Annotated in this window: 17 protein-coding genes; 6 read left to right on the forward strand and 11 right to left on the reverse strand. The window is 65.3% G+C overall.

The window, feature by feature from the left end; translation table 11 throughout:
- Positions 1-87: 87 nt before the first annotated feature.
- From AC1DQQ_RS21025 to AC1DQQ_RS21040, 4 genes are read left to right on the forward strand one after another with little or no spacing between them, the layout of a single operon-like run.
- The gene (locus AC1DQQ_RS21025) at positions 88-531 is read left to right on the forward strand and encodes a hypothetical protein (RefSeq protein WP_478046663.1); all 444 of its coding nucleotides are present in this window, start codon (positions 88-90) and stop codon (positions 529-531) included.
- Positions 528-737 (forward strand): helix-turn-helix transcriptional regulator, encoded by a 210-nt coding sequence (locus tag AC1DQQ_RS21030; RefSeq protein ID WP_478029788.1) that lies wholly within the window; start codon positions 528-530, stop codon positions 735-737. The genes AC1DQQ_RS21025 and AC1DQQ_RS21030 overlap by 4 nt, the downstream gene beginning before the upstream one ends.
- A 21-nt stretch (positions 738-758) precedes the next feature.
- Positions 759-1,490, forward strand: a complete 732-nt coding sequence (locus AC1DQQ_RS21035; RefSeq protein WP_478029787.1) for an ABC transporter ATP-binding protein — start codon at positions 759-761, stop codon at positions 1,488-1,490.
- Positions 1,487-2,917 carry a hypothetical protein gene (locus AC1DQQ_RS21040; protein ID WP_478029786.1) on the forward strand — a complete coding sequence of 477 codons (1,431 nt, stop codon included), beginning with the start codon at positions 1,487-1,489 and terminating at the stop codon, positions 2,915-2,917. The genes AC1DQQ_RS21035 and AC1DQQ_RS21040 overlap by 4 nt, the downstream gene beginning before the upstream one ends.
- On the opposite strand, the gene ruvB is transcribed toward AC1DQQ_RS21040, so the two are convergent.
- The 5 genes from ruvB to ruvA all read right to left on the reverse strand — a co-directional run bounded on the left by ruvB (position 2,902) and on the right by ruvA (position 5,948).
- The gene (gene ruvB / locus AC1DQQ_RS21045; protein ID WP_478046664.1) at positions 2,902-3,936 is read right to left on the reverse strand and encodes a Holliday junction branch migration DNA helicase RuvB; all 1,035 of its coding nucleotides are present in this window, start codon (positions 3,934-3,936) and stop codon (positions 2,902-2,904) included. The two genes, AC1DQQ_RS21040 and ruvB, sit on opposite strands and share 16 nt — an antisense overlap.
- 41 nt (positions 3,937-3,977) lie before the next feature.
- The gene (locus tag AC1DQQ_RS21050; RefSeq protein WP_478029784.1) at positions 3,978-4,544 is read right to left on the reverse strand and encodes an RcnB family protein; all 567 of its coding nucleotides are present in this window, start codon (positions 4,542-4,544) and stop codon (positions 3,978-3,980) included.
- A 116-nt stretch (positions 4,545-4,660) separates the two neighbouring features.
- Complete coding sequence (locus tag AC1DQQ_RS21055; protein WP_478042889.1) at positions 4,661-4,951, reverse strand: DUF1330 domain-containing protein; 291 nt, start codon at positions 4,949-4,951, stop codon at positions 4,661-4,663.
- A complete protein-coding gene (locus AC1DQQ_RS21060; protein ID WP_478029782.1) occupies positions 4,948-5,358 on the reverse strand; it encodes a GFA family protein in 411 nt (136 codons plus the stop codon). Before AC1DQQ_RS21060 ends, AC1DQQ_RS21055 begins: the two co-directional genes overlap by 4 nt.
- Complete coding sequence (gene ruvA, locus AC1DQQ_RS21065) at positions 5,355-5,948, reverse strand: Holliday junction branch migration protein RuvA (protein ID WP_478029781.1); 594 nt, start codon at positions 5,946-5,948, stop codon at positions 5,355-5,357. The genes AC1DQQ_RS21060 and ruvA overlap by 4 nt, the downstream gene beginning before the upstream one ends.
- 131 nt (positions 5,949-6,079) lie before the next feature.
- Between ruvA and AC1DQQ_RS21070 the strand changes: the two genes are divergently transcribed.
- Positions 6,080-6,496 carry a hypothetical protein gene (locus AC1DQQ_RS21070; protein ID WP_478046665.1) on the forward strand — a complete coding sequence of 139 codons (417 nt, stop codon included), beginning with the start codon at positions 6,080-6,082 and terminating at the stop codon, positions 6,494-6,496.
- Here the strand turns inward: AC1DQQ_RS21070 and ruvC are convergent.
- The 5 genes from ruvC to AC1DQQ_RS21095 form a co-directional block, all read right to left on the reverse strand.
- Positions 6,493-6,990, reverse strand: a complete 498-nt coding sequence (ruvC, locus tag AC1DQQ_RS21075; protein WP_478042887.1) for a crossover junction endodeoxyribonuclease RuvC — start codon at positions 6,988-6,990, stop codon at positions 6,493-6,495. The genes AC1DQQ_RS21070 and ruvC overlap by 4 nt on opposite strands.
- A gap of 142 nt (positions 6,991-7,132) precedes the next feature.
- Entirely contained in the window at positions 7,133-7,876 is a 744-nt protein-coding gene (locus tag AC1DQQ_RS21080; RefSeq protein ID WP_478029778.1) for a YebC/PmpR family DNA-binding transcriptional regulator, read from the reverse strand.
- A gap of 212 nt (positions 7,877-8,088) precedes the next feature.
- Complete coding sequence (locus tag AC1DQQ_RS21085) at positions 8,089-9,270, reverse strand: BaiN/RdsA family NAD(P)/FAD-dependent oxidoreductase (protein WP_478046666.1); 1,182 nt, start codon at positions 9,268-9,270, stop codon at positions 8,089-8,091.
- A gap of 103 nt (positions 9,271-9,373) precedes the next feature.
- On the reverse strand, positions 9,374-9,616 hold the full coding sequence (locus tag AC1DQQ_RS21090) for a DUF2312 domain-containing protein (RefSeq protein ID WP_218016277.1): 243 nt from the start codon (positions 9,614-9,616) through the stop codon (positions 9,374-9,376).
- 174 nt (positions 9,617-9,790) lie between these two features.
- Positions 9,791-10,147 carry a DUF1244 domain-containing protein gene (locus tag AC1DQQ_RS21095; protein WP_478046667.1) on the reverse strand — a complete coding sequence of 119 codons (357 nt, stop codon included), beginning with the start codon at positions 10,145-10,147 and terminating at the stop codon, positions 9,791-9,793.
- Positions 10,148-10,221: 74 nt separating this feature from the next.
- Here AC1DQQ_RS21095 and pyk point away from each other — a divergent pair, with 74 nt between their 5' ends.
- Positions 10,222-11,676 carry a pyruvate kinase gene (gene pyk, locus AC1DQQ_RS21100; RefSeq protein ID WP_478029775.1) on the forward strand — a complete coding sequence of 485 codons (1,455 nt, stop codon included), beginning with the start codon at positions 10,222-10,224 and terminating at the stop codon, positions 11,674-11,676.
- A 356-nt stretch (positions 11,677-12,032) separates the two neighbouring features.
- Here pyk and ykgO read toward each other — a convergent pair whose 3' ends face one another.
- Entirely contained in the window at positions 12,033-12,158 is a 126-nt protein-coding gene (ykgO, locus tag AC1DQQ_RS21105) for a type B 50S ribosomal protein L36 (protein WP_003046794.1), read from the reverse strand.
- Positions 12,159-12,348: the final 190 nt, after the last annotated feature.

A 12,348-nucleotide genomic window follows, 5' to 3' on the forward strand; every position in this document is an offset into this window, starting at 1 on the left:
CCGTTCGTCCCCGATTTTGCCCCTTGCGTCGATGTAACCCTTAGGTTACATGAGTAGTATAGGTTACATTTCGAGGGGGTATTCAAGATGACTGATGCCGAAATCGCCGACCGACTAGTGCACCGTCGTGCGCGGATGATGCCAGCCATGGCGACAATCTTTCTCGCCCAACAAGCAAGTTATTTCAGCGGCCGCCGCCTGGGTGACGGGTCGCGACTTGTCGATCACGTCGCGGTCAGCGCTTGGCCGCTGCTCTCGATCGTGTTGCTGATCGCGTTTGCGACGGGCGGTGGCTGGTTCCGCGGCGCCAATGTCCGCGCCTTGATCAACGACGAAAGCGCCCAAATTCACCGCGCCGAAGGGTTTCGTTACGGCTTCCTCGCGACGATGGTCGCGGCCATCGCACTCTACGTCCTCTCCCTGTTCGAGCCGATGAGCGCGCGCGACGTGATCCACGTGATGATGAGCGCAGGCATTGCCGCGGCGTGGATCCGTTTCGGCATGCTCGAGCGGCGCGCACTCAAGTCGTGAGCAGTGGACTGACCAACAGCCTGCGCGACGAGCGCGCGCGACTCGGCTGGACGCAAGCCGAACTGGCGGAGCGCATCGGGGTCAGCCGCAAGACGATCAACACGGTCGAGAACGGCGTGTTCGTTCCTTCGACGATCCTGGCGCTCAAACTCGCCGCCGCGATCGGCAAGCCGGTCGAAAGTTTGTTCGCGCTGGACGAGGCGTGATGTCAGGCTAAACCGCCCCCAATGACAGAAGCCCTTCGGATTCGCGGCCTTGCCAAGGCGTTCGACAAACCCGTCATCACTGGCCTCGACCTCGATATCGCGGCGGGCCAGCTTTATGCACTGCTCGGCCCGAACGGCGCGGGCAAGACGACCACGCTCAGGATGGTCACCGGCCTGACCCGGCCCGATGCGGGAAGCATTGAGATTTTCGGGGTGAATGCGCTGGCCGATCCGATCGCGGCCAAGGCGATCACCGCCTGGCTGCCCGATGAGCCGATGCTCTACGATAAATTGAGCCCGCTCGAATATCTCGCTTTCGTTGCCGGGTTGTGGCGGATGGATCCGCATGTCGCGTCGGAAGAAGCCGAACGGCTGCTTCATTGGCTCGATCTGTGGGAACAGCGCGACACCAGGTGCGAGAGCTTTTCGCGCGGCATGAAGCAGAAGGTCGCGTTGGCGGCCGCCCTGATCCACGATCCCAAGCTGCTGATCCTCGACGAGCCGCTGACCGGGCTCGACGCCGCGATGGCGCGCGCGGTCAAGGACGCGCTGCGCGAACAGGTCGATCGCGGCAAGACGGTGATCGTCACCACTCACATCCTCGAAGTCGCCGAGCGCATGGCCGATCGCATCGGCATTATCGGCAGCGGCAAATTGCTCGCGGAAGGCACGCTCGACGAATTGCGCGATCGCGCCGGGACCGAGGGCATGACGCTTGAAGACACCTTTATCCGGCTGACGAGCGGGGCGTGACCCGATTGGCTCCCGGAAGCTTTGCCTGGCTGGCTTGGCACGAATTGCGGCTCGCCTGGCGCAGTCGCAGACGCGGCGGCAAGCGTCAGGTGCTCGCCCTCGTATTGCTCGGCCTCTACCTCGTGGCCGGCACGACGTTCGCGTACTTCGTGATGGGCGTGCCGATCGACTATCGCGCGGAGATCGGGATTGGAATCCTGGCTGCGTCGGTCGTCGCCTTGTCGTTCATGACGACGCAGGCGATCCTGGGCAGCCAGCAGACCTTGTACGAAAGCCGCGACCTCGATTTGCTGATGACCGCACCGATCGAGGGCCGCATCGTATTGTTAGCCAAGCTGGCGGCAATCGCCGGCGCGATCGTGTTGACCTATGCCGGACTGTTGCTGCCGGTGGTCGTGCCGATCGCGATCCTGGGTCATCCGCATCTGCTCGGGGTCGTCGCGCTGCTGGTGGCGTTAGCACTGACCGCCGCCGCGATCGGCATCGCCATCACCCTCGCGCTCGCCAGCATCGCCGGCCCCCGCGCCGCGCGCACGGTCGGTCAGGTTGCCGCGGCCGTGCTGGGCGGCGCCCTGTTCCTCTTCAGCCAGCTGTCGCATGGCGCCCAGGGCCGGCAGTCGTCCTTTGTCGTGATCTTCCAGGATCTACGCGCCTGGGGATGGGGCGAGACAGGATGGAGCGGCGTGCCTGGCCATGCCGCGTTCGGCGATCCGGTGTCGCTCGCGATCCTGCTGGCGATCGGCGTCGCGCTGTTCGCGGGCACCGGCGCGGTGCTGCAGCGCCTGTTCCTGAGCGGCTATCAGGATGCAGGAATGCGGTTGAGCCGGACGCGGCCGACCGGCAAGGCGAGCGCTCGATTGTTCCATGCCGGCTTGTTCCGGTCGGTCCTCGCCAAGGAATGGCGTCTGCTCGCGCGCGATCCCGGCCTGGTGTTCCAGATCATCCTGCGCCTGGTCTATCTGATCCCGCTGATGCTGGTGGCGTTTCGCGGCGGTGGCGGGCTGATCGCGCCCGGCCTCGCTTTTGCCAGCGTGCTGGTAGCGACCCAGCTCACCGGCAGCTTTGCCTGGCTGGCCGTGTCGGGCGAGGATGCGCCCGAATTGATCGCGGTGGCGCCGGTCCACAAACAGCGCGTCGATCAGGCCAAGCTCGCCGCTGCCTTGCTGATGGCGGCACCCATCGCCGCCTTGCTGCCGATCGCGATCGCGACGGTGGGCCGATCGCCGCTCGGCGCCTTGGTATCGCTAATCGCCACCGCGATCGGGGGAACGATTGCGGGCTATATCGAACTCAAATTGGCCAAACCGGGCCAACGCTCAGCATTCGCCAAGCGGCGCGGTGGCAGCGCGATTGCCGGCATCCTGGGGATGGTCGTTGCCGCGATCTTTGGCGGCGGCGCTGCGGCGATCGTCTATTTCATCGGCTGATCGAACAGACCATCCTGTGCGCCGGCGGGCGGATTCAGGCCGAGATGCTTCCAACCGGATGGGTTGAGACACCGTCCGCGTGCGGTGCGCGCGATCAGGCCAAGCTGGATCATATAGGGCTCGACGACTTCTTCGATCGTGTCGCGCGGCTCGCTCAGACCAGCCGCGAGCGTCTCCACGCCGACCGGGCCGCCGCGATAGATGTCGGCGATCATCATCAAATAGCGGCGGTCCATCGCATCGAGCCCGAGCTTGTCGACTTCGAGCCGGTTGAGCGCGGCGTCGGCGGCGACGGCATCGACCGTCTCGCGTCCCGCGACATTGGCGAAGTCGCGCACCCGGCGCAGCAGCCGCCCGGCGATGCGCGGCGTCCCTCGTGCACGCCGCGCAATCTCCTGCGCGCCATCGGCCGAGACATGGAGGCCGAGCAAGCGCGCCGCCCGCGTCACCACCGCTTCCAACTCATCGACCGTGTAGAAATTGAGCCGCACCGGGATGCCGAAACGGTCGCGTAGCGGCGTCGTCAGCAATCCTTGCCGCGTCGTCGCCCCGACCAGGGTGAATTTCGGGAGGTCGATCCGCACGCTGCGTGCTGATGGCCCCTCACCAATCATCAGGTCCAGCGCGCGATCCTCCATCGCCGGATAGAGTACTTCCTCGACCGCGGGCTGGAGCCGGTGGATCTCATCGATGAACAGGACGTCGCCGTCCTCGAGATTGGTCAGCAACGCGGCAAGGTCGCCCGATTTGGCGATGACCGGGCCGCTGGTCGCGCGAAAGCCAACCCCCATTTCGCGCGCGATGATCTGCGCGAGCGTGGTCTTGCCCAACCCCGGCGGCCCAAAGAACAGGACATGATCGAGCGCATCACCGCGCGCCTTGGCCGCGGAAATGAACACGCGCAGATTCTCGCGCGCCGCTTTCTGTCCGACGAACTCGTCGAGCGTCTTCGGACGCAGCGCCGCGTCGACATCCTCGGCTTGACGCTGGGGCGTGATCAGGCGGGCGGGTTCGTCCATCGAACGTTCCCTACCTGTTCACGCCCCCTTTTGTCACGCGGTCAGTAGAATGCGCCGTAGATCACGTCGGCGACCCGGCGCGTGCGGACATTGACCAACAGCAGATCGGGGCCATAGCGCACCCAACGATAGCCGCGAGGCGGCGGCTCGAGGCCCATCTGCCACCAATCGTCGTAATAATAATGATGGCCGACGAAGATGGCGGGGAGCAGCAGGCCGATCGTCCAGCGGCGATAATGCCAGCCCGGCGGATAGATCCAGCCCGGCCGGTGGATCGGCCGGAAATTGGGCGGACGGCCGGCGCCGGGGCGATGCGGTTTGCCGGGCTTGGGCGGCCGCGGCAGCGGCGGCATCGGCTTGGTCACCGGCGGGCGCGGAGGCCGTGGCGGGCGAACGACACCGCCGCCATTGCCCGGACCCGGTGGGCGTGGCCGTGGAGGCCGTGGCTTGGGCGGCTGTGGCCGCGGCGGCTGGATCTGCGGACCGCCGGGACGGCCCGGCTTGGTCGTCGCGCCGGGGGGCAGTTTCGGCCCCACCTGAGCAAAGGCTGCACTGATATCGGGTAAAATCAGCAGGAACGCGCTGGTAGCCAACAGAAGTCGCTTCATACGTCCTCCCATCGTTCGGGAGCGACAGCCTAGACCCTGATCGCCCGGCCGAATAATTGTTTCGCTACATCAATAAACTGATCGTCACGCGCCGGGCACGCTCTACCGCGCCGCGGTCAGGAATCGATCCCATCGACCAGGACCAAGTCGCGCTCGACGGCGTCGTCGCGATGCGCCAGCGCTTCGGCATAATCGGGAGAGGAATACCAGGCACGTGCCGCCCCCACGCTCGGGAAAGCCAGCAATACAGCTCCCGCGCGCCACTCGCCTTCGAGCACGGTCATCGCTCCGCCGCGCGCCAGATACCGACCACCATGCCGCGCGATCGACGCCGCCGCCAGCCGCCGATACGCCTCGAGCGCGGGGCCGGGCTTCATCGTCACCCTTGAAATGACATAGGCGGTCATTCGTAATGCTCGATGCCGTCTCCGACAATCTCGAGCCAGCGATGCTTGCGCGTCTCGTAAACCGAATAAATCGGCGTTGGAAAATTCGGATCGCCAAAGCCGCCGACCGCCACGGCGACCATATCGGGATCGAACTCGACCCGGTAGAACAAGGTCGAGCCGCAATCGGGACAGAAATCCATCACGCCCTTGCCGCCCTCATCGCCGGTCCGCGTCCATTGTTTCGACTGCCCCGAAATGGTGACGCGATCGTTGGGGAACCGCGCCTGCATCGCGAATGCGCTGCCTGATCGTCGCTTGCAGTCGAGGCAATGGCACACCGAGACGCGCACCGGTTCGCCAACGCACTCGATCGCGAGTTGGCCACAAGCGCAGGTGGCGCGGCGTACCGTCGTCTCGTCCGTCATTTCGCCGCCTTCCTCAACGCCAGCCGCACCAACGCATCCAGCCCGGCGCCGGCGCCCAGTTCCTCTTCCGCCGCTCCGACCGCGGCATTGGCCTCGGCAGGGCGGAATCCTAGGTTGAGCAGCGCCGACACCGCGTCCTGCGCTGCGCCCATCGCCGCCGTGACCGGGGTCAGGCTGCCGGGAATCACGCCGCCGACCTTGTCCTTCAACTCGCGGACGATGCGCTCGGCGAGTTTCGGTCCGACGCCATTGGCGCGCGCCACCATCGCCTTATCTTGCGCAGCTACCGCTTTCGCGATCTCGACCGGCTCGAGCACCGACAGGATCGCCAACGCGACACGAGCCCCGACTCCCTGGACGCCGGTCAGCAAGCGAAACCAGTCGCGTTCGTCGGGGCGGGCGAAACCGACCAGCCGGATCGAATCCTCGGCGACCAGCATCTCGGTGAACAAGGTCGCGGCCTCGCCGATCGGGCCGATCGCCGCGAGCGTCTTGGCCGAGGCGCCGACCAGATAACCGACGCCGCCGACGTCGATCACCGCATGGTCGATGCCGGTCGCTTCGAGGCGGCCACGGAGGTGTGCGATCATGGCGGAGGACATAACCAGAACGTGACTGCGCGGGAAAGCAAAATCGAGACAGCGCGCCGTTAACCCGCTCTAGACCAACGAGCCGCTCCTGTTACTATCACCTTGGGCAATAGGGGGGAATTCGCATGGCAATGTGGAACGTCGACCTGACGACGGAGGATGGTGCGTTGAGCGCAGCGCAGCTCGGCGGGTTCGCCTGCCTCATTGCGGCTGGGCTTGGGCTGATTGGATTAATCGTCATCGGCGTGACGTCGAACGGGGCGAGCCTGCCCATGCCTCTCGTGGCGGGCCTCGCTGGGGCAGCCGTCGAGGTCGTGTTGTTTGGCGCCGCCGCGCTTCGACTGCGCGCGGGCAAGGGCATCGTGTGGGGCTCGGTCGCCGCCGTCTTGCTGGCGGTCGAGTTGGTGATGAAGATCATGACGCTTGCGGTCGTAGGCATCCTGATCGACGCCATCCTGCTGATTGGCGTGGTCAACGGTATTCGCGGCGTTCGCGCCTTGGGACGGATCGACTTAAAGCCCGCCGACGCTGCGGAAATCTTTAACTAGCGGTCAAGGTTGATCAGTCGTCGCGCGCTCGCGAGGTGGTGCGCGTGGCAGATCGCTACCGCCAGCGCATCAGCGGCGTCGGCGCCGGCGATCTTCACCCCGGGCAGCAGCCGCGCAACCATGGCGTGGACCTGCGCCTTTTCGGCATTGCCGACGCCGACCACCGCCTTTTTGACCAGCCGCGCGGCATATTCGCCGACATCGATCCCGACCCGTGCGGCGCCGAGCAGCACGACGCCGCGTGCCTGGCCGAGCTTAAGCGTCGATTGCGGGTTCATGTTGACGAACACCTCTTCGACCGCCGCCGCGTCGGGCGCGTGATCGGCGATCAGCGCCGCGAGCATCGTGTCGAGATGCGCCAACCGCCGCGGCAGGCTTTCCTTGGCGTCGGTCTTCAACTGCCCGTTGGCCAGGTGCGACAAGCGGTTGCCCTCGGCCCGGATCACGCCCCAGCCGGTCGTGCCGAGGCCGGGATCGAGGCCGAGGATGATCAAAATCCCTCTCCCTCTGCGAGAGGGAGGGAGCCGCGAAGCGGCGGAAGGGTGAGGGCAGGTGCTGTGGCATAACTGCCCTCACCCTTCCCACTCGCTTCGCGAGCGGGCTCCTTCCCTCTCCCGTCGGGAGAGGGAAATTGGTTCAACCCAGTTTCTCCATCACCGCGTCGGAGACTTCGTAATTGCCCCACACGGTCTGGACGTCGTCATCGTCGTCGAGCGCGTCGATCAGCTTGAACAGGGTTGCGGCGTCGCCTTCGCTGACATCGACCATGGTCTGCGGACGCCAGGCCAACTTGGCGCTTTCGGCCTCGCCCAGCACCGGCTCCAGCGCCTTGGCGACTTCGTGAAGCGATTCGTTGGACGTCCAGATTTCGTGCCCGTCCTCCGACGAGCTCACGTCCTCGGCACCGGCTTCGAGCGCCGCCTCGAACACCTTGTCGGCATCGCCCGCCTTGGCCGGATAGGTGATCAGGCCCATGCGGTCGAACGCGTGGCTGACCGAGCCCGATGCGCCGAGATTGCCGCCATTCTTGCTGACCGCGGTGCGCACATTGGTCGCGGTGCGGTTGCGATTGTCGGTCAGCGCCTCGATGATCAGCGACACGCCGCCCGGGCCGAAGCCTTCGTACCGGATTTCCTCGTAATTCTCGGCATCGCCCCGGCTCGCTTTGTCGATCGAGCGCTGGATATTGTCCTTGGGCATCGACTGCGCCTTGGCCGCGTTGACGGCGGCGCGCAGGCGCGGGTTCATATCAGGGTCGGGCAGACCCATTTTCGCAGCGACGGTGATTTCGCGGCTGAGCTTGGAAAACATGCCCGAGCGCTTCTTATCCTGCGCGCCCTTGCGATGCATGATGTTCTTGAACTTGGAATGGCCTGCCATTGGGTCCTCATTGGCGTTTGGCGGGGTCTCTAAACCGGGTGGCGTGCGTGGTCAAAGCGGTGGGTTGGAATTGGTTCGCGCAGAGGCGCAGAGGCGCAAAGATGTTGGGGCCCGCCCATCGTTCGGTAGACACACGGAGATTCGAAAAGGCGCTCCGCGCCTGCCGCACCTCCAGCATCTTCGCGCCTCCGCGCCTTCGCGTGAACAAACTTTTAGAGCGCTTCCCCACAGGCAACGGCCGACGCCCAGGCCCATTGGAAATTGTAGCCACCCAGCCAGCCGGTGACATCGACCGCCTCGCCAATGAAATGGAGCCCAGCCACAGCCTTCGCTTCCATCGTCTTCTGCGACAGGCCGTCGGTCGCGACGCCGCCGATCGTGACTTCGGCCTTGGCGAATCCCTCTGTGCCGTTGGGGTGGAAGGTCCAGCCGGCGAGGTGCGCCTCCGCCGCGGCGAGGGCCTTGTCGGGCAGATCAGCGAGATTGCCGGAAAGCGCAAGCCGCTCGGCCAGCGTTTCCGCCAGGCGGTCGGGCAATGCCTGTCCCAGGGCCGACCGCACCGTCGCTCGCGGCCGCGCGCGTTTCTCGGCGAGCAACCAGCCAGCATCGCGATCGGGAAGGAAGTCGATCGCCACCGCCCCGCCGCTTCGCCAATAGGACGAGACTTGCAGGATCGCCGGGCCCGACAATCCGCGATGGGTGAACAGGGCCGCTTCGCGGAACCGGCCCTGCCCCGCGCTCGCCACGACTTCGGTCGCGACCCCCGACAAATCCCGAAACAGCACATCATCGCCGCCCAAGGTGAGCGGCACCAAAGCCGGGCGCGGCTCGATCACTTTCAGCCCGAATCGCCGCGCGACATCATAGGCGAAGCCGGTCGCGCCCATCTTGGGGATCGATGGCCCGCCGGTCGCGATCACCAGCTTCGGCGCGGATACCGTGCGATTGCCCAGGGCGATCCTGAACATCCCGTCGGCATGCCCGAGCTCGCCTGCCGCGCGCCCCAGGCTGAGGTCGACCCCGCCCTGTTTACATTGGTCGAGCAGCATCGCGACGACCTGCTTGGCCGAACCGTCGCAGAACAATTGACCCAGCGTCTTCTCGTGCCAGGCGATATGATAGCGCTCGACCAGCTCGATGAAGTCGGCAGGCGTGTAACGGGACAGCGCCGAGCGCGCGAAATGCGGATTGGCCGATAGATAGCGATCGGGCGCGGTATGGATGTTGGTGAAATTGCACCGCCCGCCGCCCGAGATCAGGATCTTCTTGCCCGGCGCGTCAGCATGATCGGCGAGCAGCACGCGCCGCCCGGCCTGCCCCGCGACCGCAGCTGCCATCATCCCCGCAGCACCGGCGCCGAGAATGATCGCGTCATGGGTTGCCGGAGACCTCATCGCGGCGTCTCTGCCTCAGTTCGCGGGCGAGCGCCAAATGCGCCCATACGAAAAACGGCGACGCAAGCGCCGCCGTCCTCGTCATCCGATCGGATCAGGGCGATCAGAGCATGCCCAGCGCGTGCAGATAGGTCTCCAGGATCGCCTCTTCCTCCTGATATTCCTCACGCTTCTTCTTGCGGATCGCCAGGATCTTGCGGATCGCCTTGACGTCGTAGCCACGGCTCTTCGCCTCGGCCATCACATCCTTGATGTCGTCGGCGATGCCCTTCTTCTCTTCTTCCAGGCGCTCGGCGCGCTCGATCAGCAGCCGAAGCTCGTCCGCCGCGACGCGTCCGCCACCCATGCCCTCGCCACGTTCTTCAGCCACACGTTCTTCAGCCATAAGTCCTCACTGTGAGGCGAGCGTCATGCCCCGCCTGTTCGAATGGATTGCGATATCGCATTGGCGCGGCCAGCGCGCTTGCGCCGCCGTCTAAGCGGTCGAGGCCGGACCCTCAACCGCTATTCGACCGGATACCTATCGATTCGGCTCGGTCATCGCCGGCGGGTCGCTCGCCGGGAAACTATCCTCGAGCGCTTGGTCGAGCGCGGCGTTCTTCGCCATGCTCTCGTCCATCCGCCGCAACTGCTCGGCCGTCGCCTCGGGCTGCCGCGCCTTCCAGCCGTCATAAGGCTCGCCATAGACGATCTCGCGCGCCTCGGCCCTGGACAGGCCGGCGGCCTCCCCGACCCAGTCGGACAGGCAATTGCGACAGAAGCCGGCAAGCCCCATCAGGTCGATATTCTGCGCATCCTCGCGGTGCCGGAGCAGACGCACCAGCCGACGAAACGCCGCCGCGGCAGATGCGTCATCGAGTTGATCGAGCTTATCCATTATACGCTCCACGGTTGATCCTCCCGAGATAGGGACTAGAGCCAGCCCTCGACAAGCAGAGGAACCTCCCCAGGATGACCAAGGCCATCGCTCCTCGCTCGCGCAAGGTCCGCGTTCTCGCGACATTGGGCCCCGCGAGCAATACGCCCGAGATGATCGGCAAGCTGTTCGAGGCGGGCGCGGACGCGTTTCGCGTCAATATGAGCCATGGCGACCAGGCATCCAAGGTCGCCGTGATCGAGGCGATCCGCGGACTCGAGAAGAAATATGGCCGGCCGACCACGATCCTGGCCGACCTTCAGGGGCCCAAATTGCGCGTCGGTAAGTTCGCCGAGGGGCGGGTCGAGCTCAAGACCGATTCGATGTTCGTGCTCGACCGCGACAAGACCCCCGGCGACGCCACGCGCGTCGAACTGCCGCACAAGGAGATTTTCGCGGCGATGGAAGCGGGCGCGCGCTTGCTGCTCGACGACGGCAAGCTTGTACTGCGGGTGATCGAGCATGACGCCCACCGCATCGTCACCAATGTCGAGGTCGGCGGCCCGCTCAGCAACAACAAGGGGCTGAACGTCCCCGACGTGGTCGTGCCGATGGCGGCGTTGACCGAGAAGGACCGCAGCGACCTCGCCTTTGCGGTCGAACAGAATGTCGACTGGATTGCGCTCAGCTTCGTCCAGCGCCCCGAGGATCTGATGGAAGCGCGCAAGCTGATCGGCGGCAAGGCGGCATTGCTCGCCAAGATCGAAAAGCCCGCCGCGATCGAGCGGCTCGAGGAGATCATCGAGGCGTGCGACGGCGTGATGGTGGCGCGCGGCGATCTGGGCGTCGAATTGCCGCCGCAGACCGTGCCGCCGCTGCAGAAGCGGATCGTCGAGGCCGCGCGCCGCCAGGGCAAACCGGTGGTGGTCGCGACCCAGATGCTCGAATCGATGATCGAATCGCCCTCGCCGACCCGCGCCGAGGTCTCCGACGTCGCCACCGCGATCTATGACGGCGCCGATGCGATCATGCTGTCGGCCGAATCGGCAGCGGGCAAATGGCCGATCGAATCGGTCGCGATGATGAACGCGATCGGCGAAGCGGTCGAAAGCGATCCGGCGCATGGCGACCGTATCCATTTCACGGTGATCCGCTCGGACCCGACCACCGCCGACGCTCTGTCCGAATCGGCCAAGAACATCGCGCGGACGATAGACGCCAAGATCATCGTCTGTTTCACCAGCTCGGGCTCGACCGCACGGCGAATCGCGCGCGAGCGCCCCGGCGTGCCGATCATGGTGCTGACGCCCAAGATGGAGACGGCGCGGCGATCGGGCCTGTTATGGGGCGCCTATGCCGTCCACACGCGCGACGTCGATTCGTTCGAGGAAATGGTCGCCAAGGCCAAGCGCATGGTGCTGCGCCATCACCTGGCCGAAGCGGGCGACCGCGTGATCGTGATGGCCGGCGTGCCGTTCAAGACGCCGGGATCGACCAACGTGCTCCACGTCGTGCGGATCATGGGCGACGAGTTGAAGGGGTATAGTTGAGGCGCCTCGGCGGGTCTCTCCGCCCTCACCCCGACAACTCCCGTCACCCCAGCGAAAGAACATCGGGTTGAGCATGCCCCGCATGCTCAAGGATCGTCCGGGGGACGATCCGACCCGATGTTGGTCTCTGGCGGTGACGCGATGCCGCTTGAGATCCCAGCTTTCGCTGGGATGACGAACTTGGAAATAGATCGCTTTTCGAACAGCGGTTTATCTGGTTCTCAGCCTAGAGCCAAGCCGCAGAAACGCGAAGAGCGCCCGATCTCGTCGATCAGGCGCTCGTCAGGAACTCGAGGTTCCGGTCGTCCAACATATCGCCAGCGTCGCGAACGACGACAGCGAAAGCCGTCCGCAGCTTAGCCCTGGCGGGCCTTGAAGCGGCGGTTGGTCTTGTTGATGACGTAGGTGCGGCCACGGCGGCGGATCACGCGGTTATCGCGATGCCGGTCCTTGAGCGACTTCAGTGAATTGCGGATCTTCATGATCGATTCGCTTCTTTAAGATTGCAGTGAAACTGGGAAGCGCGCCGCCTATAGTGGGGGTTGCCCGAAGTCAACCCACGGGCAGGCAAAACCGGCTACGTCTTAGAGTCGTTGTCAGCTTCGCTGAGACGGTGCCGGCCCGCTCCCCCACCCGACCTCCCATAGAATAAACTGATTGGGAGGTCGGGTG

The sequence above is a fragment of the Sphingomonas sp. P4_G3 genome (assembly GCF_056401105.1).

Excerpts from the sequence above, each read along its gene's own strand:
- AC1DQQ_RS21025 (WP_478046663.1), top strand. The coding sequence starts at position 88 with ATGACTGATGCCGAAATCGCCGACCGACTAGTGCACCGTCGTGCGCGG.
- AC1DQQ_RS21035 (WP_478029787.1), top strand. The coding sequence starts at position 759 with ATGACAGAAGCCCTTCGGATTCGCGGCCTTGCCAAGGCGTTCGACAAA.
- ruvB (WP_478046664.1), bottom strand. The coding sequence starts at position 3,936 with ATGGACGAACCCGCCCGCCTGATCACGCCCCAGCGTCAAGCCGAGGAT.
- AC1DQQ_RS21050 (WP_478029784.1), bottom strand. The coding sequence starts at position 4,544 with ATGAAGCGACTTCTGTTGGCTACCAGCGCGTTCCTGCTGATTTTACCC.
- AC1DQQ_RS21055 (WP_478042889.1), bottom strand. The coding sequence starts at position 4,951 with ATGACCGCCTATGTCATTTCAAGGGTGACGATGAAGCCCGGCCCCGCG.
- AC1DQQ_RS21060 (WP_478029782.1), bottom strand. The coding sequence starts at position 5,358 with ATGACGGACGAGACGACGGTACGCCGCGCCACCTGCGCTTGTGGCCAA.
- ruvA (WP_478029781.1), bottom strand. The coding sequence starts at position 5,948 with ATGATCGCACACCTCCGTGGCCGCCTCGAAGCGACCGGCATCGACCAT.
- AC1DQQ_RS21070 (WP_478046665.1), top strand. The coding sequence starts at position 6,080 with ATGTGGAACGTCGACCTGACGACGGAGGATGGTGCGTTGAGCGCAGCG.
- AC1DQQ_RS21080 (WP_478029778.1), bottom strand. The coding sequence starts at position 7,876 with ATGGCAGGCCATTCCAAGTTCAAGAACATCATGCATCGCAAGGGCGCG.
- AC1DQQ_RS21085 (WP_478046666.1), bottom strand. The coding sequence starts at position 9,270 with ATGAGGTCTCCGGCAACCCATGACGCGATCATTCTCGGCGCCGGTGCT.
- AC1DQQ_RS21090 (WP_218016277.1), bottom strand. The coding sequence starts at position 9,616 with ATGGGTGGCGGACGCGTCGCGGCGGACGAGCTTCGGCTGCTGATCGAG.
- AC1DQQ_RS21095 (WP_478046667.1), bottom strand. The coding sequence starts at position 10,147 with ATGGATAAGCTCGATCAACTCGATGACGCATCTGCCGCGGCGGCGTTT.
- pyk (WP_478029775.1), top strand. The coding sequence starts at position 10,222 with ATGACCAAGGCCATCGCTCCTCGCTCGCGCAAGGTCCGCGTTCTCGCG.
- ykgO (WP_003046794.1), bottom strand. The coding sequence starts at position 12,158 with ATGAAGATCCGCAATTCACTGAAGTCGCTCAAGGACCGGCATCGCGAT.